Raw genomic sequence first — 22,157 nt, 5'->3', positions numbered from 1 at the left:
AATGGACAACTTCGTATGCCGCCTTCGCTGCAGACCGTGGTGCGCCGCACGGGCCTGCGACCCCTGGCCGGGATCTCCGGTCGCGGGGCGCTGAACGGGGCCGTGCGCTGGGTGGCGGTCAGCGAGCTGGCGGATCCGACGCCGTACCTGGAGGGGGAGGAGCTCCTGCTCACCACCGGGCTGCGGATGGAAGGCGACTTGACGGGATATGTCGCCCGGCTGGTGGCCCGTGGCGTGACCGGGCTCGGCTTCGGCGTCGGCGTCTCCCACGAGGAGGTGCCCGCCGCGCTGGTCGCCGCCGCGGAGGCGGCCGGGCTGCCGCTGCTGGAGGTGCCGCGCGAGACGCCGTTCATGGCGGTCGGCAAGGTCGTCGGCGAGCTGCTGGCGGCCGAGCAGTACGAGGAGGTCACCCGCGCCTTCGCCGCCCAGGGACGGCTCACGCGCGCGGCGCTCAAACCCGAGGGCATGCACGCGGTGGTGGACCGGCTGGCCAAGGAGGTCGGCGGCTGGGCGATGCTGCTGGACGAGGCCGGCGAGGTGCGGCACGCCACCCGCGGCGCGAAGACCGAGGCCGTGACAGCCGAGCTGACCCGCCTGCGCGGCGGTCGCGTTCCTGAGCCTGGTGACCGTCTGCCCGCCAGCCTGGCGCTCTCGGGGCCGGGTGAGCACATCGTGGTTCAGCCCCTGGGCGGCGGGGCCCGGCCGCGCGGCTTCTTCGCCGTCGGGGCCGGGCAGCCCTTCACCCCGATCGCCCACACCGTGATCAACGCCGCGGGTTCTTTGCTCACCTTGGCCCTGGAGCAGGGCAGGAGCCAGCTCGAAGCTGAGCGGCGGGCCCGTTCGGCCGCGCTGGAGCTGCTGCTGGCGGGGGCGGTGGAGCAGGCGCGCGCGGTGTTGCGGCCGCTCGGCGGGCGGCTGCCGGAGGAGCCGCTGGTGGTGCTGGCGACGGGCCTGGAGGCCATCGAGGCGCTGGCGGCGCACGGCTTCGCGGCGGTGCTAGACCCGGCAGTGCGCGACTCGGCGGTGCGTGACCCTGCGGTGCGTGACTCGGCCGTGCGCGACCCTGCGGTGCGTGACTCGGCAGGGCGTGACCCGGTGGGGCGCGACGACCTGGCGGGGCCGCTGGCCGTCGTGCTGGTGGCGGAGGACGCGGTGGCGGAGGCACTCGCGGACGTGGACGAGCCGGTGGGCGTCAGCCGGCCCTGCGGGTACGGCCCCACCCTGCCCGGCGGGCTCGACCAGGCCAAGCGGGCCCTGCGGAGCGCCAGGGCGGGCCGGGACCGGGTGGTCCGGTTCGGGGAGCTGGGCGGTCAGGGGCTGCTCGACCTGCTCGACCCGGCCGCCGCCCAAGCCTTCTCGGCCGCGCTGCTGGCCCCGCTGACGGGGTACGGCTCGCGGGCCGACCTGGTGGAGTCGCTGCGCGCGTACCTCGGTGACAACGGGCACTGGGACGCGGCGGCCCAGCGGCTGGGCGTGCACCGGCACACGCTGCGCTACCGGATGAAACGGGTCGCCGAGCTGCTCGGCCGCGACCTCGACGATCCCGGGGTGCGGGCCGAGCTCTGGCTCGCCCTCGAAGCCGCCCGCCGAAGCTGAGCGCGGCATGAAGCCGATAGGAAAGAAGGGTTCAGTACGGTGGACGGGAGCATCGCCTGAAAGCCCATTCAGCGGAAGACGCATGTGGCCGGCATGTCCGCATCACTCGCGCGTTCGCCCACGCTAGGGAGCCATCGTGTCATCACCCATCGCCGATGAGCGTTCTGAAAGCCATGTGCCGACCGTGCGGCGGTTCTTCGACCTGCTCGGCGCCAAAGACATCGACACGTGGATCGAATTGTGGCACGAGCATGGCCGGATCATCATTCCCTACCCGCCGGAGGGGTTCGGCTCCAGCATCGACGGCAAGGCGCAGATCCTCGCCGCGTTCCAGGGCCTGTTCGGCAACTACGAGTCCTTCCGGTCCACGGTGAGCGCGATCTACCCCGCCGCCGACTCCGACGCGGTGTGCGTGGAGTACACCAACCAGGCAGTGATCACCGGCGGCGTCGAGTACACCAACGACAACATCGCCGTGTTCAAGTTCCAGGACGGCCTGATCATCGCCTACCACGATTACTTCGACCCGCGCCGATTTCAGACGGTCATCGACGCCCTCGCCGAGACATGAGACCGGTCCGGCGGGTGGCCAGGCGGTGCGCCGGGGACCCGCGCATCCGCCTGTGACCGATCGTCCGCCACCCGTTCACCCGGCGAGGGCTCCTCGGAGGAACTCGAGGATCTCCGCCCGCGCGGCCTTGGCCTGCGGCGCCACGCCCGGCATGCTGAGGAACGCGTGGCCCGCCTCGGGGTATTCGGTAAGCCGTGCGGCGTCCCGGCCGCTTGCAGTCGTTCGGCGTAACGGCGGCCGTGATCGGCCACCGGGTCGTGGGTCGGCACCACCACGAGTGCTGGGGCCAGCCCGTTCAGGTTGTCGGCGTGCAGCGGTGACAACCCACGAGCATCGGTTCCCGGCGGTACGGCGAACCGGCGGAACAGCCGCAGCTGCGTCAGGCTGAGGGTCGGGCTGTCGGCGTACTGGGTGACGGAGGCGTGGTCGAACATCGTCTCGGTCACGTCGACGGCGGGGTTGACCAGCACCTGCGCCCGCAGGCGCAGGCCGGCCTCTCTGGCCCGGATCGCGGCCAGGGCGCTGATCAACGCGCCGCAGCTCTCGCCGAAGACGGCGGTCCGCGCGGGGTCGATGCCCCACTGCGCGGCATGCCGCACCACGTGCTGGAGCACGTCCCAGCCGTCGCTGACGGCCGCCGACAGCGGGGTCTCCGAGTCGAGGAGGCGGTGCTCGACCGAGACGACGACCGCGGGCAGCTGGGTGGCGAGGTGGCTGTTCGCCCAGTCGCACTGCACCGCCGTGCCCACGAAGGCCCCTCCGTGAACGTGGATCACGAGTGGCAGGCCGGCACTCTCGCCAGCACCCCCGGGTGCGGGCCGGTACACCCGGAGCGGGAGCTCGCGGCCGGGCAGCGCCACCTGTTGCCACTGAATCGCGGCGCCGGGATCCGGATCCCCGGTGACCGCCCGCGCCGCGCTGGAGGCCCGGAAGCGGTTCTCCGCCTCACGGTAGGCGTGCAGTTCCTCGACCGTCATCGCCAACAGGTCCGGCTGCGGCGGCCGCTCCGTGGCAGTGCTCTCACTCAATGCCTTCTCCTCGGTCCGATGGTTTCGCTACTGAAGGTTTCGATACCTACGGTAGCGCATATGGGTATCGTGTGGGCATGACATCGACCACATCCGCCAGGCCACCCGGTCGCCCGCGCTCCGGCGTCAACGTTGTGGTCTTCGCCGCGACACTGAGCACCGTCCGCGAGCTCGGCTACGCTCGGGCCACCGTCGACCGCATCGCCGCCACGGCCGGCGTCGCCAAGACGACGATCTATCGTCGCTGGCCGTCGAAGGGGGCGCTGATCGTGGACTGCCTGCTCGACGCGTTCGGCCCGGTGCCGCTGGAGGGCACCGGCCGAGCCGAACTGCTGTCCTCGGCCATCCGCTGGATCGCGGCGAAGATCGGCGAGCCCGGGGTGGGCGATGCGTTCGCCGGCGTGTTCAGTGACGCGGTCAGCGATCCGGCCCTGCGCGAGGTCCTGTCCGCACGGTTGCAGGACCCCTACCGGCTCGCACTCCAGGATGCGCTCGGCGAGCCGGAGAACCGGGTCCTGTTCTTCATCGACGTCGTCGTCGGAACCTTGCTCCACCGGATGGGCATGACCGGCGAGCCGATGGCCGACGCCGACATCAACGCGCTGGCCGAGATGGTTCTGCGGTACTTCGCCGAAGGTGCCCCTCCGGCTTAGACCTGCTGCCGAACCCGGCGACCACTATTTCCTCTCCACCAGGTAGCAGCAGATGGTCGCCATCGTGACGGCCTCGAAGGTGCCGTCGTCGCGCAGGTGCCCGGCGCGTTCGAGGGTGACCGCGCCCTGGGCCGCCGCCCACAGCGCGTCCGCGATCTTGCGGGGCTGGGTCGGGATCAGGTAGCCGGCCGAGATGCAGTCGGCGATGACGCGGTCGAGGATGTTCAGGGCGGCGCGGGCCAGGGTCCTGGCGCGCTCGCTGGGCTCGAAACCGGGGATCGCCCGCTCGAACATCAGGCTGTAGTAGCCCGGCTCGGCCAGGCAGGCCTGACGGTAGGCGGGGCCGAGCGCGGACAGGTGCTCCAGCGCGTTGCGCCGCTGCGGCACCGTCTCCAGAAAGCGGCGCAGGCGCTCGAACCCTTCCAGGTAGAGCGCTTCCGCCAGGCCCTCCCTGTTGCCGAACATCGTGTAGATGACGGTCGTCGTGCACCCGGCCTCGGCGGCGATCCTGCGCATGGTCAGGCTCTCGGGCCCGTCGGACTCCAGCAGGTTGACCGCCACGTCGAGGAGACGGGAACGCAACTCGTCATGGCCGGCGCGCTCACCCAGCAGATAGGCGCCCTGCAGCCCCAGCGGCGCCGAGGTCATGACACCTCCCCATCGCCCAAGGGGCCGAGCATCCTGGTGACCTCACGTGGCTCGGTCACGGGGCCCTCGCCTTTCTGGTCGGGGGCCCGCCGCGCTGGAGACCCGCACTCGATGACTTAGCCATAGCGGAGATCGCTCAAACCACTCCGCATGGTAAACATCCCGAATTAGGTCTACTTCTGTTACATCATGGGTATAGATCGGGGCTTGTACTTAACGGTGGGCCCCCAGGGACGTCTTGTGCACCATGGTGTAAATCCCCTGTGTCGCCCTTGGCATAACGTCTTGGGTATGGACGTGCGTACCTTCTGGCTGGCCGGTCGCGCAGCGACCGGGGATTCCGAGCTCACCGTGATCAACCCCCATGACGGCCGCGCGGTCGGCCGGTACTCCGTGCCGACCGACGCCCAGGTGGAAGAGGCCATCGCGGCCGCCCAGTCGGTGGCCAAGGAGGCCGCCGCGCTGCCCGTGCACGTACGGGCCGAGGCGCTGGCCCACGTCTCGCGCCGCCTGGCGGAGCGGGCCGACGAGATCGCCCACCTGATCACCGCGGAGAACGGCAAGCCGATCTTCTGGGCGCGGGGCGAGGTCGGCCGGGCCGTCGCCACCTTCCGCTTCGCCGCCGAGGAGGCCCGCCGCTGGTCGGGCGGTGTGCAGCGGCTCGACACCGAGCCGGCGGCGGCCGGGCGCCTGGCGTACGTCTCCCGCGTGCCGTACGGTCCCGTGCTGGCCATCACCCCGTTCAACTTCCCCCTGAACCTGGTCGCTCACAAGGTGGCCCCCGCCATCGCCGTCGGCGCGCCCGTCATCGTCAAGCCCGCCCCCGCGACGCCGCTGTCCTCGCTGCTGCTCGGCGAGATCCTGGCCGAGACCGACCTGCCCGCCGGCCTGTTCTCGGTGTTGCCGATCGAGAACGAGCGGGCCTCGGCCCTCGTCCAGGACCCGCGCCTGCCGGTGGTCTCCTTCACCGGCTCGGCGCCCGTCGGGTACGCCATCGCCGACCAGGTTCCGCGCAAGCACGTCACGCTGGAGCTCGGCGGCAACGCGGCCGCCGTCGTGCTGGCCGACGCCGACCTCGACTGGGCCGCCCAGCGCGTCGCCCTCTACTCCAACTACCAGGCCGGCCAGAGCTGCATCGCCGTGCAGCGCGTGATCGTCGAGCAGCCGGTCTACGACGCCTTCGTCGAGCGCCTGCTCCCGGCGGTCGGCGCCCTCGTCACCGGCGACCCGGCCGACGAGAAGACCCAGGTGGGCCCGCTGGTGTCCGAGGCCGCCGCCGAGCGGGTCGAGCAGTGGGTCCAGGAGGCCGTCGCCGGCGGGGCCCGCGTCCTGGCGGGTGGCGTCCGTGAGGGGGCCACGTTCGCGCCGACGGTGCTGGACGGCGTGCCGCACGACGCGAAGGTGGCCTGCGAGGAGGTCTTCGGGCCCGTCCTGATCCTCCAGCCGGCGGCCTCGATCGACGAGGCCTACGCCCTGGTCAACGACTCCAGGTACGGGCTGCAGGCCGGGGTGTTCACCCGCTCGCTCGACGCCGCCTTCCGGGCCAACCGGGAGTTGGAGGTCGGCGGGGTGATCATCGGCGACGTGCCGTCGTACCGGGCCGACCAGATGCCCTATGGCGGGGTGAAGGACTCGGGGATCGGGCGTGAGGGGCTGCACTCGGCGATGGAGGACTTCACCTACGAGAAGGTCCTGGTGCTGACGGGGCTGACGCTCTGATCGGCTTACCGGCCGCCGCGGCACCGGCTCATGGCGCACCGGCTTCGGCCGCAGCCGCACCGGCTCACGGCGCAGCCGTACCGGCTCCTGAGTGCTCAGGAGCCGGTCGCGCTAGCTGACCGTGACCTGGACCTCGGCGTCGTCGTCGAGGTCTACGTCGACGCCCATCTCTTCGGCCAGTCGCAGGGCCTCCTCGATCAGCGTCTCGACGATCTGCGACTCGGGCACGGTCTTGATGACCTCGCCCTTGACGAAGATCTGGCCCTTGCCGTTGCCCGAAGCCACCCCGAGGTCGGCCTCGCGGGCCTCACCGGGGCCGTTGACCACGCAGCCCATGACGGCCACCCGCAGCGGCACCTTCAGGCCCTCCAGCCCGGCCTGGACCTGCTCGGCCAGGGTGTAGACGTCCACCTGAGCGCGGCCGCAGGACGGGCAGGAGACGATTTCGAGGCCACGCTCGCGCAGCCCCAGCGACTCCAGGATCTGGGCGCCGACCTTGACCTCCTCGACCGGAGGCGCCGAGAGGGAGACGCGGATGGTGTCGCCGATGCCCTCGGCCAGCAGCGCGCCGAACGCGACGGCGGACTTGATGGTGCCCTGGAAGGCCGGGCCGGCCTCCGTGACGCCCAGGTGCAGGGGGTAGTCGCACTTGGCGGCCAGCAGGCGGTAGGCGTTGATCATCACGACGGGGTCGTTGTGCTTGACCGAGATCTTGATGTCGCGGAAGCCGTGCTCCTCGAAGAGCGAGCACTCCCACAGCGCCGACTCCGCGAGCGCCTCGGGGGTGGCCTTGCCGTATTTCTGGAGGAGGCGGGGGTCGAGCGAGCCGGCGTTGACGCCGATGCGGATGGGCACGCCGTGGTCGGCGGCCGCTCGGGCGATTTCGCCTACTTTATCGTCGAACTTCTTGATGTTGCCGGGATTGACGCGGACGGCCGCGCAGCCCGCCTCGATGGCGGCGAAGACGTACTTCGGCTGGAAGTGGATGTCGGCGATGACCGGGATCTGCGACTTCCTGGCGATGATCGGCAGCGCGTCGGCGTCGTCCTGCGAGGGCACGGCGACGCGGACGATCTGGCAGCCGGAGGCCGTGAGCTCGGCGATCTGCTGCAACGTGGCGTTGACGTCGGCGGTCACCGTCGTCGTCATCGACTGCACCGAGATCGGCGCGTCGCCGCCCACGGGCACGTTGCCGACCATGATCTGGCGGGAGTGACGGCGTTCGGCGAGCGGCTTGGGGCGTACCGCGGGAATGCCGAGAGCTACAGGAGACATTTCAACCCTTACTGTGACGACGCTTTCCAGTTTAGGTAGTCAGCGGGACTGCCCGGCTGTGAGTTCGGCCGCACGGGCCCGGGCCCAGGCATCGGCCTCCAGCACCTCCTCGACGGAGTCGGCCGGGGTGACCTTGTGCTCTTCGACGACCTTGGCGATCGTGTCGACGATCCCCAGGAACGGCAGCTCGCCGCCGATGAAGGCGTCGAGGCAGACCTCGTTGGCCGCGTTGTAGACGGCGGGCGCGGTGCCGCCGGCGACACCGACGTGCCGGGCCAGCGCGACGGCTGGGAAGGCCAGGTCGTCCAGGGGCTCGAACGTCCAGGTGTGCGCCTTGGTCCAGTCGATGGGCCGGGCGGCTCCGGCGAGGCGGTACGGATGGTTGAGCGCCAGCGCGATCGGCAGCCGCATGTCGGGCGGGCTCGCCTGGGCGATGGTGGAGCCGTCGACGTATTCGACCATGGAGTGGATGATCGACTGCGGGTGCACCACCACCTCGATCCGGTCGAAGGCGAGGTCGAACAGCAGGTGCGCCTCGATGACCTCCAGCCCCTTGTTGACCAGGGTGGCGGAGTTGATCGTGATCAACGGGCCCATGGACCAGGTCGGATGGGCCAGCGCCATCTCCGGCGTGACGTGGGCCATCTCCTCGCGCCGCATCCCGCGGAACGGCCCGCCGCTCGCGGTGACCACGAGCCGCTTGACCTTGCCGAGGCGGGCGCCGTCGGGGCCGCCGGACCACAGGCACTGCTGCAGCGCCGAGTGCTCGGAGTCGACCGGCACGATCTGCCCGGGCCGGGCCAGCCGCTTGACCAGCGGCCCGCCGATGATCAGGGACTCCTTGTTGGCCAGGGCGAGAGTGCGGCCGGCCCGCAGCGCGACCAGTGTGGAGGTCAGCCCGAGCGCGCCGGTGATGCCGTTGAGCACGGTGTCGCACGGCCACGCCGCCACTTCGGCGACCCCCTCGGGCCCGGCGAGCACCGTGGCCGGGCAGCCGTGCGCGGCCAGCGCCTCCTTCAGCGCCGGCACGGCCGAGGGGTCGGCCACCGCCACGACCCGCACGCCGAACTCGGCCGCCTGCCTGGCCAGCAGGTCGACCTTGGCGCCCCCGGCGGCGAGCCCGACGACCTCGAAGGCGCCCCGGTTGGCGGCGACGACGTCGAGGGCCTGGGTGCCGATCGAGCCGGTGGAGCCGAGCACGACGATGGAGCGGAGGGTTCCTTCATGCACCTGTCCATTGTCCCCGCTGCTGGGCGCGCTCGGGCACGGGGTGCCCGGTCGTCACGAAACTCTCTCACTTATGTGACGTGAGATATTGCAGGCAATCAGTGCCGGAATATGGCGATATCGGTGTTCGTGAATCTCGAAAAATCTGCATTTTGCGACGGCTGCCGCTCAGTCCCGCGTGCGCTATCGGGAGGCACGTAATGCCAGGCGGACCCGCCCATGCCGACGGCGGAGGCAATGCGCGACGCCGAACGGCGCCCGCGCGCGAACCACATCTTCGTCGCGGGCCGCAATTTCACCCCGAACTAGATGTTCGGCTCATATTTCGGGGATGGGGCGCAGGCCGTCTGCCAAGCGGTGTGAACCGCTGGCGTACTCTGCGGTATTTACCGAAAGTAGTCACAAGAACACATCGCGTGGTGCACACTCGGTGGGCATGACCCTGAGCACCCCTCTGCTTGCGGCCGCTCCGCTTCTGGCGGGGCTGATGGGTGCCGCCCTCATCGGCGCGGCTCCCACTCCGCAGCAGGCAGACCGACCCGCCGCCGCCCTCGCCCGCACGGCCGAGGCCACGGCGCAGCAGGACGAGATCACGGCGCAGCAACCCGCGACCACGGCGCAGTACACCGACGCCTCGGCGCGGCGGACCGAGGTCGTCGAGCACGTGGCCGCCCGCACCCGCGCCGAACAGCGGCGCGTGCTCGGCTACTGGACGCCGCAGCGCATGGCCAAGGCCCTGCCGATCAGCCTGCTCGACATGGTGACGGACGGCGGCGATCTCCTCAGCGGCCTCACCGGCCACGCCGACCTGGCCGCAGCCCCGCACGTGACCGGCGGGAAGACCGGGCTCGCGGTCCCCGGCGGACACGACTCGACGATCACCCGCCATCGCGCGGCCACCCCGCTCGGCCAGGGCACGGCCACCAGGCCGCAGACCAGCACGGTCGGCTCGCGCTGGGGCACGGGCGGCCTGGTGGCCAGGACCACGGGCCGGGTGTTCCTGACGGTGGCGGGGGCCGACTTCGTCTGCTCCGCGAGCACCATCAGGAGCCGCAACAGGGACGTCGTGGTCACCGCCGGCCACTGCGTCAAGGACGGCACCGGCGAGTGGGCCGCCAACTGGACGTTCGTGCCCGGCTACGAGGCGGACGGCCGGCAGCCCTACGGCCATTACGCGGCCCGCCGCATGTTCGTCGCGGGGCCGTGGTCGCGCAGCGCGGACGACAACTACGACGTGGGCATGGTCGCCCTGGCCACGTCGCGCGGCCGGCACGTGGCCGACGTGGTCGGCACGCAGGAGATCGCCTTCAACCGCCCGCGCGGCGGCCAGGCGTTCGGCTTCGGCTATCCGGCCGATCCGCCGTACAGCGGGGACCATCTGGTCTACTGCGCGGGGCGGCTGAGGGCGGACCCGTACGGGCAGTCGCGCGACCAGGGGCTGGGTTGCGACATGACGGCGGGTTCGAGCGGCGGCCCGTGGATGGGGACGTTCGACGCGGCGACGGGCAAGGGCACGATCGTGTCGCTGAGCAGCTTCAAGTACAGCGACGACCAGCGCACGATGTACGGCCCGTACTTCGGCGACTCCGCCAGGGCGCTCCACGCCACGGCGGAACGTGCCTGATCCCCTCAAGAGCGGTCACACCATGCCATGGGCCGATCACAGAACGGCAAGCATTCCCCATACTCGGTGTCGCCCCCCGGTCGCCCACGGGAACATCGCAAGGCCTATGACAGGGGAGGGGGCCGGGTGAAGCGGCTAGTTGGGGTTATCGCCGGGATGGCAGTGATCGTCGCCGGGATCGTGAGCGCGGACAGCGCCGTCGCGAGCAAGGAGGCGCCGGCGGCCGGGCTGGTATGGAGTGCCTGTCCCAAGGTGGCGGGACGGCCGGCGTCGGCGAGTCTGGAGTGCGGCACCTTGCGCGTTCCGCTCGACTATCGCCGGCCTGCGGGCCAGTCGATCAAACTGGCGGTCAACCGGATCAAGGCCAAGGCGTCCGGTGCCGACCACCTGGGCACGCTGCTGGTGAACCCGGGCGGCCCGGGAGCGTCGGGGCGGAACCTGACCGAGTACGTGTCGGCGGCCCTGCCGGCCGGGCTGGGGCAGCGATACGACGTCATCGGGTTCGATCCGCGCGGTGTCGGCGGCAGCGAGCCGGCCCTGCACTGCGTGGACCCGGACACCTACTACAAGGCCCCGAGGCCGGACGCGGTGCCGCGCGGGCAGGCCCAGGAGAAGGTGCTGCTCGCCCGCGCCGAGCAGTACGCGAGCCAGTGCGGCACCCTGTGGTCCTGGTTTCTCCCGCACCTGACCACCGAGAACTCCGCCCGCGACATGGACAGCATCCGTGCCGCACTCGGCGAGGAGAAGATCAGCTACCTCGGCTTCTCGTACGGCACCTACCTCGGCGGCGTCTACGCCACGCTCTTCCCCCACCGGGTCAGGCGGATGGTCATGGACAGCACCGTGGACCCGACCGGCGTCTGGTACGAGTCGAACCTCAAGCAGGACCGTGCCTTCGAGCGCCGCCACCGCCAGTTCCTGGCCTGGACGGCCGAGAACAACGCCGCCTACAAGCTGGGCGCCAACGCCAAGCAGACGTCGTTCGCCTTCTACGCGATGCGCGACCGGCTGCGCGGCAAGCCGGCCGGCGGCGTCGTCGGGCCGAGCGAGCTCGACGACATCTTCACCATCGCCGGCTACAGCGACAAGCTCTGGCCCCAGTTCGCCCAGGCCTGGTCCACCTATGTGCGGAAGGGCGACGACAAGAGCCTGGTCGCGATCTACAACAAGCATGCCAAGAACGACGCGGCCGACGAGAACGGCTACGCCATCTACCTGGCCGTTCAGTGCAGCGACGCCCCGTGGCCGCGCAACTGGGACCGGTGGCGGCGGGACATGACCGAGATGCACCGTGAGGCGCCGTTCCTGACCTGGCCGAACGCCTGGTTCAACGCCCCCTGCGCCTTCTGGCCGGTGCCGGGCGGCACGCCGGTCAAGGTGCACGGGTCGAAGAAGTTGCCGCCGATCCTGATCCTCCAGTCGCGCAGCGACGCGGCCACGCCGTACAAGGGGGCTCTGGAGATGCACAAGCAGTTCCCCGGCTCACGCATGGTGGTCGACAGCGGCGGCAACCACGGCGTGTCGCTGGCCGGGAACCAGTGCGCGGACGGGCATCTGGCGGCGTACCTGAAGGACGGCACCCTGCCCAAGGTGGGCGCGGCCTGCGCCGCGCTGCCCACGCCGGCCGCGATCACGCACATGGCCGCGCAGCGGGACGCGGGGCCGTTGCTGGGGATGCTCGGGCTCCTCACCGGAGGGTGATGTCAAGAAACGGTCACCGTGGGCGGTGCCGGATGAGCTAATGGCGGACCCTTCGCGTAGTCTGACCATGTGATGCTGCGTACATCGGCGTCGCGCGTGCTCGACGACAGCGACCGGGACGAAGTCTGCGCCCTGCTGGACAAAGATCCGGTCGCCAATGTCTTCGTCTCCTCCCGCGTGCGGGCCGTCGGACTCAATCCGGCGAGACTCGGCGGGCAGATGTGGGGATTCGGGCCGCGCGGTGGCCTCGTGTCACTCTGTTACGCCGGGGCCAACATGGTGCCCGTCTACGCCGGTCCCGAAGCCGTGCACGCCTTCGCCGACCGCGCCCGCAAGCAGGGGCGTCGCTGCTCCTCCATCGTGGGCCCGGTCGACGCCGTCTCCCTGCTGTGGGAGCGGCTGGAGCCGCACTGGGGCAGGGCGCGCGCCATCCGGTGGGCGCAGCCGGTCATGGCCACCTCGCGCCGGTCGCCGGTGCCCGCCGATCCGCTGGTCCGCCGGGTGCGGCCCGACCAGTTCGACATCCTGCTGCCGGCGTGCGTGGCCATGTTCACCGAGGAGGTCGGCGTCTCGCCGAACCTCGGTGACGGCGGCGCCCTCTACCGCACCCGGGTCGCCGAGCTGATCAGGATCGGCCGCTCCTACGCCCGCATCGACGACGGGCGGGTGGTGTTCAAGGCGGAGGTGGGGGCGGTCACGCCGCACGCCTGTCAGATCCAGGGCGTCTGGGTCGCCCCCGAGCTGCGGGGCAAGGGGCATGCGGCGGCGGGCATGGCCGCCGTGGTGGCGGCGGCGATGGACTGTTTCGCCCCCGTGGTCACCCTTTACGTCAACGACTACAACCGCTCGGCGCGGGCCGTCTACCGCAAGGTGGGCTTCCACGAGGTCGACACGTTCATGTCCGTGCTGTTCTGACCGCTGCCGTGCTGTTCTGTGCGTTAGAGGCGCACCAGTTTGTCGAACAGGCGGGCCAGCTCGATGCCGGGATCGATGGTCAGCCCCGCGTGCACCGGCCCCGCCCGCACGACCGTGCTGCGCGGCGCCGTCAGCCAGCGGAATCTGCTGCCGAGCGACTCGACCGCCAGCGGGCCGGGCTCGTCGCCGCAGGCCAGCTCGTACGCGCCGAGCGCGCGGCGGATCTCCTCGACGTCGGCCGCCGGGTCCAGGGCCCGCACCCGGACGGGATCGAGCTCGACCCGCGCGCACAGGTAGTCGCGCGGCTGGCAGTAGAGCAGCACGCCCGCGTTGATCAGCTCGCCCCGCTCCACCTTGGGCATCACGCGGATCACCGCGTATTCGTAGACGTCCCTGGTCATCGGCCGCCTCCCCGCCAGAACTCGCCGACAGACCCCGGCCCCGACCGCCGCGCCGGCTGCTCGGAGCGCACGAGCCACGCGTGCGGGCCGTGCGCCCGCTGGAGCAGATGATCGACATAAGCCTCGCGTACGTCCCGTGCCGTGTCGAATCCCGGCTCGTCGTCCAGCCATTCGTCGGGCACCAGGGCCGTCACGCCCTCCAGCAGCTCCCGCGTGATCTTCCCGGCGAGCTCGGCCCCGGCCGCGGGCACGTCGCCGGCGTAGGGTGCGAGCACGTGGTCACCGGCGTCGAAGAGGCGCCGCGGGTCGGCCGTGCGCCAGTTGTGGTGGAACCACAGGGCCGCGCCGTGGTCGATCAGCCAGGTCTCGCGGTGCCAGATCAGCAGGTTGGGGTTGCGCCAGCTCCGGTCGACGTTGTGGATGAGGCCGTCGAACCACACCACCCTGGCCGCGAAGACGGGGTCGGCCACCCAGCCCAGCGGGTCGAACCCCAGCGCCCCCGGCAGGAAGTCCACCGCCAGGTTGAGCCCGGTGCTGGCCTTGAGCAGGTCCTGCACCTCCTCGTCCGGCTCCCTGATGCCGAGCTGCGGATCGAGGTCGATGAGCTTGAGCTCGGGCGTCCTGAGCCCGAGCCGGCGCCCCAGCTCGGCGGCGATGATCTCGGCGACCAGCACCCGCCGGCCCTGTCCCGCCGCACGGAACTTCACCACGTAGGTGCCGAGGTCGTCGGCCTCGACGACGCCCGGCAGCGACCCACCCTCCCGCAGCGGGGTCACGTAACGGGTGGCTGCGATCTTTTCCAGCACGTGACGAGGCTATCGCCCACCCGCGCCCGCTCGGTCCCAGGTGGGCGGCCACATGGCGGCACCCTAGAGTTTCGCGATGACCTCCTCGGCGAAGCGCTCCATGGTGGCGACCTTGAGCTCCAGGGTGCCCTCGCCGTACCGGGACTTCTCCTCGGGCGTGGCCAGCCACCACGGGGCGGCCATCGTCCCGGTCACGCCCTTGGCGGCGAAGCGGCGGTAGGTGCCGGCGTCCGGGAGCACCGCGAGCGGCGCGATGATCTCGAACGGCTCGGTCCTGCCGCTCTCGTCGAGGTGCCGCCGCAGCGTGGCCAGCACGGGGTCGAGCTGCTCCTCGGTGTAGATGCGGTTGCCGATCCAGCCGTCGCCCAGCCGGGCCGCGCGCCGCAGGGCCGCCTCGCTGTCGCCGCCGACGTACACGGGGATGGGGCCGGCCGGGGTCGGTGAGATCGACAGAGCGGGCAGCCCGTCCAGGGTGACCGTCTCGCCGGCCCAGAGGGAGCGCAGCTCCGGCACCATCGCGTCGAGCCGCCGCCCGCGCGTGTGGAAGTCCTGTCCTGTCCCGGTGAACTCCTCCTTGCACCACCCGACCCCGACGCCGAACGTCACCCGCTCGCCGGACAACACCGACGCCGTGGACACCGTCTTGGCCACGGTGAACAGGTCGCGGGCCGGCGCGATGTAGACGTTGGGGGAGAAACGCAGGGACGTGGTGACGGCCGCCATGGCGCCGATCGTGACCCAGACGTCCGGCCAGTGCGTCCGCGCGTCCCAGCGCGGCCGGCCCGACTTCGAGTACGGATACGGCGAGGCGAAGTCGGCGTAGAAGAGGTGGTCGGACAGCGTCAGCGTGTCGAATCCGCACCGCTCGGCCGTCCGCGCCAGCTCCAGGTACTGCCCGGTGTCGACGAAGGAGGCGCCCAGCCAGATTTTCATCGGAACTCCGGGGCGACCTTGGTGGCGAACAGCTCCAGGTTCCGCTTGACCGTGTCGAGCGGCAGCACGCCCTGCTGGCCCTGCATGTAGAGCCCGAACCACTCCAGGTCCGGCATCCGGTCGAGCATCCGCTGGATGCCCCGCTTGATGTCGTCGGGGGTGCCGAACAGAGCCATCTCCACGTCGTTCATCCGCTTGGCGTCGCCCTTCTCCGGGGAGATGGGCTTGTGCTTCTCATCCTCCTTCTTCCGCATCACCTCCAGATAGCCGAACGGGCCGAAGAAGGCGGCGAAGTCCTTGGGGATGCTGCGGCCGAAGGTGTTGATGGCCGCCTCGGTGGTGTCCGCGATCCCGACGATCTTGAGGATGCCGGTGTGCTCGCCGAGCTTGTACTCGCGGCCCTGCCGGGCGGACTCCTCCTGGTACAGCTTGGCCTTGGCGGCGTGGTCGTCGGGGTTGGGGGTGAACATCCACGGCAGGATGTTCTCCTGGGCGGCCCTGATGACCGAGCGGTCGGAGATCGTGAACGGCTGCCACAACTCGGGGTGCGGGTTCTGGTACGGCCGGGGGCAGACGGAGACGGCCTGCACCTTGTCGTCGTCGGACAACTCGCCCGGCGCGCCGAAGGTCCTGGTCCACTCGATGGCCGGCCAGCCCTCGATGCCCTCGTACGGATAGGGCACCTGGTAGTCGAGCACGTCGGACTTGTAGCGGAGCGTCTCTTCCGTCCAGGCGAGCTTCATGATCTTCAGCACCTCGCCGAAGACGTCGAAGTTGCGGGTGTCGCTCGCCGAGCCGTCCGAGCGGGCCGCGGCGGTGTGCCAGCGCTGGCCCAGGACGTTCATCCAGCGGTTCTGGTAGCCCCGCGCCACGCCCAGCCGCAACCGCCCCTTGCAGAACTGGTCGAGCAGCGCCACGTCCTCGGCCGCCCTGATCGGGTCCCAGGCGGGCAGCACCAGGCCGAGCGGCGCCAGCAGGATGCGCTCGGTCCTGGCGGCCAGGTCGGTGAGGAACATCAGCGGGTTGACCGAGAACTCCATGCCCTCCGAGTGGAAGTGGTGCTCGGTCATCATCAGCGCGTCGAAGCCGACCTGGTCGGCGTGCACGGCTATCTCCCGTACCTCGTGCAGCAGCTTCTGATACGACTCCGTGTCACGCCCGATCGGGCGCTTGGCCTTGGCGTTCTCCTCGGCCGCGTAGCCAGAGCCTGGAATCTGCGGATTCAGGAAGATAGAGAACTTCACCGGGGACCTCTTTCCGCGGGCGGTCTTCTGCAAGGTACTCTGGGAATCTTAGCCGAGCAATCGCTTGGTTGACGACGGGAGGGCAGGATGAGACTCGGGGTCACCATGTTCGTCACGGACCTGGGCATGCCGATCCAGGACCTGGCCAGGGCGGCTGAGGAGCGCGGCTTCGACTCCCTCTACGTGCCCGAGCACACCCACATCCCGGTCTCGCGCCGCACGCCGCCCGCGGGCGGGCAGAGCGAGCTGCCCGAGGAGTACAAGCGCACGCTCGACCCCCTCGTCGCCCTCTCCTACGCCGCCGCCGTGACCACCCGGCTGCGCGTCGGCACCGGCATCCTGCTCGCCGCCCAGCGCGATCCCATCGTGACCGCCAAGGCCGTCGCGACCCTGGACCACCTCTCGGGCGGCCGCGTGGTGGTGGGGGTCGGCTTCGGCTGGAACGCCGAGGAGATCGAGAACCACGGCGTCCCGTACGCGCGGCGGCGCGAGGTCGCCCGGCGGAACGTGCTGGCGATGCGGGCGCTGTGGCGGGACGAGGTCGCCGTCTTCGACGGCTTCGAGCCGTCCTGGTCCTGGCCCAAGCCGCGCAACGGCCCTCCCGTGTACGTGGGCGGCGCGGCGGGGCCCAAGATGTTCGCGCACGTCGCCGAGTACGCCGACGGCTGGATGCCGATCGGCGGCCACGGGATCAAGGCGGCGCTGCCCGCGTTGCGTGCGGCGTGCGACAAGGCGGGGCGGGAGATGGCCGAGGTGATCCCGTTCGGGACGCGGCCCACCAGGGAGAAGCTCGACTATTTCGCGGGGCTGGGGATCGGGGAGGCGGTGGCCACACTGCCGAGCGGCCCGGCCGACGTGGTGCTGCCGGTTCTGGATGAGTATGCGACGCTGGTCGGAAAGGTGGGTTGATCACGCGTTTTCACCCGGTGGCGGGCATAATGGCAGCCTATGTCCGAGCTACGTGCCGATGATCCCCGGCAGTTGGGATCGTACCGGCTGACACGCAGACTCGGTCAGGGCGGCCAGGGCGTCGTCTACCTCGGCCACCAGCCGGAAGGCGGGGAGGTCGCGGTCAAGCTGCTGCACGCCAGCCTGTCCGGCGATCCGGACGTGCGCCGCAGGTTCCTCGGCGAGGTCGAGGCGGTGCGGCGGGTGGCGGCGTTCTGCACGGCGCAACTGCTCGACGCCGACCTCGAAGGCGACCGCCCCTACCTGGTCAGCGAGTACGTCGAAGGGCCCTCGCTGCGCGAGCACGTGATCGCCGAAGGGCCCAGACGGGGTGGCTCCCTCGACCGCCTGGCCATCGGCACCGCCACCGCGCTGGGCGCCATCCACCGGGCGGGGGTCGTGCACCGGGACTTCAAGCCGGGCAACGTGCTGCTCGGGATCGACGGGCCCCGGGTGATCGACTTCGGTGTGTCCCGGCTCGCGGGCTCCACCGCCACCACCAACCTGGCGCCCATCGGCACCCCCGCCTACATGGCGCCCGAGCGCATCAAGGGCGAGGCCGCCGGATCGGCCGCCGACCTGTGGGCCTGGGGGCTGACCGTCGTGTACACCGCGACGGGGCGGGCCGCGTACACGGCGGACACGCACCAGGAGGTGCTGGCCAGGATCCTGTACGGCAAGCCGGACCTGGGGGTGCTGAGCGGGCGGCTGCGCGAGATCGTGCGGGCCTGCCTGGCGCCGGAGCCCGGCGACCGGCCGGATGCCGAGGAGGTGCTGCGGCGGCTGCTCGGGCAGGATGTGGCCGGTGGCGACGTGCTGCCGACGGGAGCGATGGCCGCCGTCGGGCGGGCCGGGCCGGCGCCGGTGTCCAGACTCGGCTCGATCGTCACGCTCGGCGCCTCAGAAGCCGCTCCGGGGGTGATCACCGATCCCGACCCGACCACGAGCTTCCCCGTCGTCACCGCGTCCGGCCGGGGCACACCGGCGACGCCCCGCGCGCAGAAGGTCACCGCATCCGAGGACACCGCATCCCAGGACACCGCATCCGAGATCACCGTGCCCGAGGTCACCGCGCAGGTGGGCGCGGCGGCCGAACGCACCGCGCAGGTGGGCGCCGCGCCTGAAAGCACGGCGTCTGAAAGCACCGTGCCTGAGCGCGCCGCGCAGGTGGGTGCCGTGGCCGGGGTGCGGCCGGGGCGGCGGCGGGTTCGGGTCTGGCAGGCGGTGCTCGTGGTGGCGGGGCTGGCGATGGCGGTGGCCGGGTTCGTGTTCTGGCTGCGCGGCGGGCAGGGGCCGGGGCTGGAGGGCACGTGGACCGGCTCGGCCGAGCACGTCACCGCCGAGCGCGTCTTCCCGGTCGAGCTCAAGCTCGCCGCCGCCGGCGGGTCGTTCCGGTGGGGCGCGGACCTGCACTGTTCTGGGCGGCTCGGGCGGATCGGGAGCGGAACGGTCTTCACCCTCGATCGGGTCACGGGCGCGGAGTGTTATCCGGGGACGCTGCGCCTGTTCCCGACGTCCGACGCACATCAGCTGGCCATCAAGGTGACCCGCCAGGGTGCTGACGACGTGACGTATTCGGGCAAGGTGGCCCGGGTTTCCTGACCCCCTGTGTCACGGTCAGGCCGCGATTGCCGTGAGCACCGTTGACTGATCGGGGCCCGTTGCATTCAGTAGAGAGCAGAGCAGAAGGGGTGGCGGCGAGGGGAGGCGCCCCGTGCCAACGGCGCAGCCGCTCAGAACGGGGGACCCCCAGCGACTCGGGGAATATGAGCTTTCCGGACGGCTCGGCGAGGGCGGTCAGGGCACGGTGTTCCTCGGTTCGACGAGCGGGGATACGTACGCGGTCAAGTTGCTGCATGGGCCGGTGGGGGACGAGCGGGCGGCGTTCCTGCGGGAAGTGGAGCTGGCCAAGCATGTGGCCCGGTTCTGCACGGCCCAGGTGATCGACGCCGGGTTCGACGAGGGCCGGCCGTACATCGTGAGCGAGTACGTCGACGGGCCCTCGCTCCAGCGGGAGGTCGCGCTCACCGGGCCCCGGCGGGGCGGCGCGCTGGAACGGCTGGCGGTCAGCACCGCGACCGCGCTGGCGGCGATCCACCGGGCCGGGATCGTGCACCGGGACTTCAAGCCGCAGAACGTGCTGCTCGGCTCCGACGGGCCACGGGTGATCGACTTCGGCCTGGCCAGGGCGCTGGACGCGGCGGCCACGGTGAGCGGGCGGGGGGTGGGGACGCCGGCGTACATGGCTCCCGAGCAGATCACGGCCTCAGCCGTGACCGGGGCGGCGGACGTCTTCTCCTGGGGCGCGACGATGTGCTTCGCGGCCAACGCCACGGCGCCGTTCGGACAGGACTCGGTCGCGCCCGTGCTGCACCGCATCCTGACCGCGCAGCCGGAGCTGGGGCGGCTGGACGGGCGGCTGCGGACGCTCGTGGACGCCTGCCTCGACAAGAACTCCCGCAACCGGCCGACCAGCCGGGACCTGCTGCTGGCGCTGCTGGGGGACAGGGACGACGTGCCGGAGGAGGTGTTGCGCTCGCCGCCGGCCCACATCCTGCGGGTCACGCCGCCGCTGGTCCCCGAGCCGCGCCCGCCCCTGGCCGATCCCGAGGCCACGGGGGCGCCCGGCGGCTACCTGCTGCCCGGCTCCGGTGCTCAGGTGTTCGGTGCTCAGGAGCCGGATGGTCAGGCGCCGGATGGTCGGATGCCGGATGGTCAGGTGTCCGATGGTCAGGCGCCCGATGGTCAGGTGTCCGGGGCTGCTGGGGCGGGCCAGGACGCTGGGTGGCGCGGGGGCCAGGCCGGGCCTTCGAGGACCGGCTGGCTCAGGGCGGCCGTCGCCGTCTGCGTCGCGTTGCTGGTCTCGGCCGCCGTGCTGATCGCCGTGCTCTACTCCGCCCTGAACGGTGACAGCGGGCAGACGTCGCAGGCGGCCGGACCGTCGGTGCCCGCCCCGTCGTCGTCGCGGCCGGCGGCGTCCCAGCCCACGCCGGCCAAGTCGTCCCCGGCCAAGAGCCAGCCGACGGCGGCCGGGCGCAAACCCACCGCGGACCCGCCGGTGGCGATGCCCGTGACGGTGCCGATCCCGCCGCTGGCGGGGATGGGCCGGGAAGCGGCGGCCAAGGCCATCAAAAGGGCCGGGCTGGTGCCGGGAGCCGTGTCCGAGCTCGACTCGGCGCAGAAGATCGGCCTGGTGCTGGGCAGCAGGCCCGCCGCCGGCTCCGTCGTGGCCAAGGGCACCAAGGTGTCCTTGCAGGTCTCGGCCGGGTTGCCGGTGCCTTCGGTCGTGGGCCTGCAGCGCAAGGCCGCCGCGGCGGTGCTGACCAGGACCGGTCTCACGGTCGGCGCCGTCACGCGATCCTGTTCGGAGCAGCCCGAAGGGCAGGTGTTGTCGACACAGCCGAAGGCGGGCCGGCGTGTTCAGGGCAGTGCCTCGGTGGCGCTCACGGTGGCACGCGCCGGCACCGTCGTGCCGTCCGTGGCCGGCCAGACCCGTGCGGACGCCCGGGCCGCCCTGGTCGGGGCCGGTTTCGTGGTGCGGTCCACGGGACAGGTGGTCGAGGACCCCGCGCGGGTGGGCACGGTGCTCAGCCAGAGCCTCCAGGCGGGCACCTGTGCGGCGGCGGGATCCACGGTGACGCTCGTGGTCGGCCGGGCGGGACAGTCGGGCCCGGACCCCGACGAGACGACCCCCACCCCGACCACCTCGACCGGCCCGATCGCCGGCGATTGACGTCATACCGCTGTGGTCTGCCGGTGTGGCCGGGGATGTGACCGGGCGACCTGCGGGGGTGGCGTGGTGTGTCCGCTTTTGGGCAGCTAGGGCCACATGATGAAACTTCTCAAGCTCATGATGGCCCGCAAGATGGCCGCCACGCCGATCGGTCTGGCCGTCCTGGCGCTGGGCTGGCTGCTGGGCCGTAAGCGCAGGCAGCGGCTCCAGGCTCAGCAGCAGAGCGGCCACGGCTTCTGGCACCATGACAAGCACCGGGGCCGGCACCATGACAAGCACGGGGGCCGGCACGATCTCCTGCACCATGGCGGGCGCAAGGGCCCGCACCGGGAGCGTGTCCGGATCTCTTGAGAGCGCCCGCCGCGCTGTTACCCAGGGGCTTCTTCCAGGGTGACGGTCTCGCGTCGGCCGGATGTCGTCGTCGATCGCGCCGGCATCTGGCCGACCCGTGCGTGAGAGCGTCGGGCATGCGGCAGACCTGTGCGTGAGAGCGTCGGGCATGCGGCCGACCTGTGCGTGAGCCTGGACTTCAGCAGGCCCGGCAGGTGGCCAGCAGCACGGCCCTGACCTGCTCTTCCGGCAGGTCCATCGTCTTGACCGCGCCCCACTGCAGCGCCCCGAGCAGCGCCCAGCTCCGCAGCCTGGTCTCCGGATCGGGATCGTCACCCGCGAGCTTGGTGTAGATCTCGTCCCTGAACGTCCTGATCGTCATGCGCTCCGTGCCCTGCGGGACCGAGTCGTCGGCGGCCAGGTCCTCCATGAACAGGCGGATCACCGAGCGGTAGCGCACCGCGAACGCGACCAGCGCCTCGACGAAGTCCGCCCGCGTGGCGTGGTCCGCGTCGAGCAGCGCGATCATGTCGCCCGCCGCCGGGGACAACAACTCCGTGGCCAGACGGTCCTTCGGATGGAAGTGGTAGGCGACGGCGGTCTTGGTCAGGCCGACGGCGGCGGCGATGTCGGCCAGGGAGGTGCCCGCGTAGCCGCGCTCGGCGAACAACTCCCGGGCCGCCGCCAGAATTCGGCTGCGGGTGTCATCGGCTGCGGTCTCGGATGTGGTCTCGGATGTGGTCATCGTCTCATTTCCCTGCGGGATGAGCCTTCCGGACGTCCCCCGTCTTATCGTATGTCCTGT

The 22,157-nt window shown here is 71.3% G+C and carries 20 protein-coding genes; 11 read left to right on the top strand and 9 right to left on the bottom strand.

Annotated features, from left to right (window positions below; genetic code table 11):
• The first annotated feature begins 15 nt into the window (after positions 1 to 15).
• Together ACWD0F_RS44035 and ACWD0F_RS44030 are read left to right on the top strand one after the other, a co-directional pair.
• Entirely contained in the window at positions 16 to 1,596 is a 1,581-nt protein-coding gene (locus tag ACWD0F_RS44035; protein WP_449887890.1) for a PucR family transcriptional regulator, read from the top strand.
• A gap of 136 nt (positions 1,597 to 1,732) precedes the next feature.
• Entirely contained in the window at positions 1,733 to 2,167 is a 435-nt protein-coding gene (locus ACWD0F_RS44030; RefSeq protein ID WP_449887889.1) for a nuclear transport factor 2 family protein, read from the top strand.
• Here the strand turns inward: ACWD0F_RS44030 and ACWD0F_RS44025 are convergent.
• On the bottom strand, positions 2,134 to 3,195 hold the full coding sequence (locus ACWD0F_RS44025) for an alpha/beta hydrolase fold domain-containing protein (protein WP_449887887.1): 1,062 nt from the start codon (positions 3,193 to 3,195) through the stop codon (positions 2,134 to 2,136). The genes ACWD0F_RS44030 and ACWD0F_RS44025 overlap by 34 nt on opposite strands.
• Before the next feature lie 77 nt (positions 3,196 to 3,272).
• Here ACWD0F_RS44025 and ACWD0F_RS44020 point away from each other — a divergent pair, with 77 nt between their 5' ends.
• Complete coding sequence (locus ACWD0F_RS44020; protein ID WP_449887885.1) at positions 3,273 to 3,848, top strand: TetR/AcrR family transcriptional regulator; 576 nt, start codon at positions 3,273 to 3,275, stop codon at positions 3,846 to 3,848.
• Between the two features lie 24 nt (positions 3,849 to 3,872).
• Here the strand turns inward: ACWD0F_RS44020 and ACWD0F_RS44015 are convergent, their stop codons facing one another.
• The gene (locus ACWD0F_RS44015; RefSeq protein ID WP_449887883.1) at positions 3,873 to 4,496 is read right to left on the bottom strand and encodes a TetR/AcrR family transcriptional regulator; all 624 of its coding nucleotides are present in this window, start codon (positions 4,494 to 4,496) and stop codon (positions 3,873 to 3,875) included.
• 291 nt (positions 4,497 to 4,787) lie between these two features.
• Here ACWD0F_RS44015 and ACWD0F_RS44010 point away from each other — a divergent pair, with 291 nt between their 5' ends.
• Positions 4,788 to 6,215 carry an aldehyde dehydrogenase family protein gene (locus ACWD0F_RS44010; protein WP_449887881.1) on the top strand — a complete coding sequence of 476 codons (1,428 nt, stop codon included), beginning with the start codon at positions 4,788 to 4,790 and terminating at the stop codon, positions 6,213 to 6,215.
• 111 nt (positions 6,216 to 6,326) lie between these two features.
• Here the strand turns inward: ACWD0F_RS44010 and ispG are convergent, their stop codons facing one another.
• Together ispG and dxr are read right to left on the bottom strand one after the other, a co-directional pair.
• On the bottom strand, positions 6,327 to 7,490 hold the full coding sequence (gene ispG / locus ACWD0F_RS44005) for a flavodoxin-dependent (E)-4-hydroxy-3-methylbut-2-enyl-diphosphate synthase (RefSeq protein ID WP_449887879.1): 1,164 nt from the start codon (positions 7,488 to 7,490) through the stop codon (positions 6,327 to 6,329).
• Positions 7,491 to 7,529: 39 nt separating this feature from the next.
• Positions 7,530 to 8,720, bottom strand: a complete 1,191-nt coding sequence (gene dxr, locus ACWD0F_RS44000) for a 1-deoxy-D-xylulose-5-phosphate reductoisomerase (protein WP_449887877.1) — start codon at positions 8,718 to 8,720, stop codon at positions 7,530 to 7,532.
• 433 nt (positions 8,721 to 9,153) lie between these two features.
• Between dxr and ACWD0F_RS43995 the strand changes: the two genes are divergently transcribed.
• The 3 genes from ACWD0F_RS43995 to ACWD0F_RS43985 all read left to right on the top strand — a co-directional run bounded on the left by ACWD0F_RS43995 (position 9,154) and on the right by ACWD0F_RS43985 (position 12,957).
• Complete coding sequence (locus ACWD0F_RS43995) at positions 9,154 to 10,341, top strand: trypsin-like serine peptidase (RefSeq protein WP_449887875.1); 1,188 nt, start codon at positions 9,154 to 9,156, stop codon at positions 10,339 to 10,341.
• Positions 10,342 to 10,497: 156 nt separating this feature from the next.
• The gene (locus ACWD0F_RS43990; protein WP_449887874.1) at positions 10,498 to 12,042 is read left to right on the top strand and encodes an alpha/beta hydrolase; all 1,545 of its coding nucleotides are present in this window, start codon (positions 10,498 to 10,500) and stop codon (positions 12,040 to 12,042) included.
• 72 nt (positions 12,043 to 12,114) lie between these two features.
• Positions 12,115 to 12,957, top strand: coding sequence for a GNAT family N-acetyltransferase (locus ACWD0F_RS43985; protein WP_449887920.1), 843 nt, complete (start codon positions 12,115 to 12,117; stop codon positions 12,955 to 12,957).
• A gap of 23 nt (positions 12,958 to 12,980) precedes the next feature.
• Here ACWD0F_RS43985 and ACWD0F_RS43980 read toward each other — a convergent pair whose 3' ends face one another.
• The 4 genes from ACWD0F_RS43980 to ACWD0F_RS43965 all read right to left on the bottom strand — a co-directional run bounded on the left by ACWD0F_RS43980 (position 12,981) and on the right by ACWD0F_RS43965 (position 16,341).
• Complete coding sequence (locus ACWD0F_RS43980; RefSeq protein ID WP_449887872.1) at positions 12,981 to 13,358, bottom strand: DUF3037 domain-containing protein; 378 nt, start codon at positions 13,356 to 13,358, stop codon at positions 12,981 to 12,983.
• A complete protein-coding gene (locus ACWD0F_RS43975; RefSeq protein WP_449887870.1) occupies positions 13,355 to 14,164 on the bottom strand; it encodes a HipA family kinase in 810 nt (269 codons plus the stop codon). The genes ACWD0F_RS43980 and ACWD0F_RS43975 overlap by 4 nt, the downstream gene beginning before the upstream one ends.
• A gap of 63 nt (positions 14,165 to 14,227) precedes the next feature.
• The gene (locus ACWD0F_RS43970; RefSeq protein ID WP_449887869.1) at positions 14,228 to 15,097 is read right to left on the bottom strand and encodes a TIGR03619 family F420-dependent LLM class oxidoreductase; all 870 of its coding nucleotides are present in this window, start codon (positions 15,095 to 15,097) and stop codon (positions 14,228 to 14,230) included.
• Complete coding sequence (locus ACWD0F_RS43965) at positions 15,094 to 16,341, bottom strand: LLM class flavin-dependent oxidoreductase (RefSeq protein WP_449887867.1); 1,248 nt, start codon at positions 16,339 to 16,341, stop codon at positions 15,094 to 15,096. The genes ACWD0F_RS43970 and ACWD0F_RS43965 overlap by 4 nt, the downstream gene beginning before the upstream one ends.
• A gap of 87 nt (positions 16,342 to 16,428) precedes the next feature.
• On the opposite strand from ACWD0F_RS43965, the gene ACWD0F_RS43960 reads away from it, so the two are divergent.
• From ACWD0F_RS43960 to ACWD0F_RS43945, 4 genes are all read left to right on the top strand, one after another.
• On the top strand, positions 16,429 to 17,250 hold the full coding sequence (locus tag ACWD0F_RS43960; RefSeq protein WP_449887866.1) for a TIGR03619 family F420-dependent LLM class oxidoreductase: 822 nt from the start codon (positions 16,429 to 16,431) through the stop codon (positions 17,248 to 17,250).
• A gap of 39 nt (positions 17,251 to 17,289) precedes the next feature.
• Complete coding sequence (locus ACWD0F_RS43955) at positions 17,290 to 18,891, top strand: protein kinase domain-containing protein (RefSeq protein ID WP_449887864.1); 1,602 nt, start codon at positions 17,290 to 17,292, stop codon at positions 18,889 to 18,891.
• Between the two features lie 112 nt (positions 18,892 to 19,003).
• Positions 19,004 to 21,022 carry a protein kinase domain-containing protein gene (locus tag ACWD0F_RS43950; protein WP_449887863.1) on the top strand — a complete coding sequence of 673 codons (2,019 nt, stop codon included), beginning with the start codon at positions 19,004 to 19,006 and terminating at the stop codon, positions 21,020 to 21,022.
• Between the two features lie 96 nt (positions 21,023 to 21,118).
• The gene (locus tag ACWD0F_RS43945) at positions 21,119 to 21,373 is read left to right on the top strand and encodes a DUF6203 family protein (RefSeq protein ID WP_449887861.1); all 255 of its coding nucleotides are present in this window, start codon (positions 21,119 to 21,121) and stop codon (positions 21,371 to 21,373) included.
• 178 nt (positions 21,374 to 21,551) lie between these two features.
• Here ACWD0F_RS43945 and ACWD0F_RS43940 read toward each other — a convergent pair whose 3' ends face one another.
• A complete protein-coding gene (locus tag ACWD0F_RS43940) occupies positions 21,552 to 22,097 on the bottom strand; it encodes a TetR/AcrR family transcriptional regulator (RefSeq protein ID WP_449887859.1) in 546 nt (181 codons plus the stop codon).
• Between the last annotated feature and the right edge of the window lie 60 nt (positions 22,098 to 22,157).

This window comes from Nonomuraea sp. NPDC002799 (genome assembly GCF_053592075.1).
The sequence above is the reverse complement of the archived record's forward strand: the minus strand, read 5'-3'. Positions and strand labels throughout refer to the sequence as shown.

Excerpts from the sequence above, each read along its gene's own strand:
- ACWD0F_RS44035 (WP_449887890.1), top strand. The coding sequence starts at position 16 with ATGCCGCCTTCGCTGCAGACCGTGGTGCGCCGCACGGGCCTGCGACCC.
- ACWD0F_RS44020 (WP_449887885.1), top strand. The coding sequence starts at position 3,273 with ATGACATCGACCACATCCGCCAGGCCACCCGGTCGCCCGCGCTCCGGC.
- ACWD0F_RS44015 (WP_449887883.1), bottom strand. The coding sequence starts at position 4,496 with ATGACCTCGGCGCCGCTGGGGCTGCAGGGCGCCTATCTGCTGGGTGAG.
- ACWD0F_RS44010 (WP_449887881.1), top strand. The coding sequence starts at position 4,788 with ATGGACGTGCGTACCTTCTGGCTGGCCGGTCGCGCAGCGACCGGGGAT.
- ispG (WP_449887879.1), bottom strand. The coding sequence starts at position 7,490 with ATGTCTCCTGTAGCTCTCGGCATTCCCGCGGTACGCCCCAAGCCGCTC.
- ACWD0F_RS43995 (WP_449887875.1), top strand. The coding sequence starts at position 9,154 with ATGACCCTGAGCACCCCTCTGCTTGCGGCCGCTCCGCTTCTGGCGGGG.
- ACWD0F_RS43990 (WP_449887874.1), top strand. The coding sequence starts at position 10,498 with ATGGCAGTGATCGTCGCCGGGATCGTGAGCGCGGACAGCGCCGTCGCG.
- ACWD0F_RS43985 (WP_449887920.1), top strand. The coding sequence starts at position 12,115 with ATGCTGCGTACATCGGCGTCGCGCGTGCTCGACGACAGCGACCGGGAC.
- ACWD0F_RS43980 (WP_449887872.1), bottom strand. The coding sequence starts at position 13,358 with ATGACCAGGGACGTCTACGAATACGCGGTGATCCGCGTGATGCCCAAG.
- ACWD0F_RS43970 (WP_449887869.1), bottom strand. The coding sequence starts at position 15,097 with ATGAAAATCTGGCTGGGCGCCTCCTTCGTCGACACCGGGCAGTACCTG.
- ACWD0F_RS43960 (WP_449887866.1), top strand. The coding sequence starts at position 16,429 with ATGAGACTCGGGGTCACCATGTTCGTCACGGACCTGGGCATGCCGATC.
- ACWD0F_RS43955 (WP_449887864.1), top strand. The coding sequence starts at position 17,290 with ATGTCCGAGCTACGTGCCGATGATCCCCGGCAGTTGGGATCGTACCGG.
- ACWD0F_RS43945 (WP_449887861.1), top strand. The coding sequence starts at position 21,119 with ATGATGAAACTTCTCAAGCTCATGATGGCCCGCAAGATGGCCGCCACG.
- ACWD0F_RS43940 (WP_449887859.1), bottom strand. The coding sequence starts at position 22,097 with ATGACCACATCCGAGACCACATCCGAGACCGCAGCCGATGACACCCGC.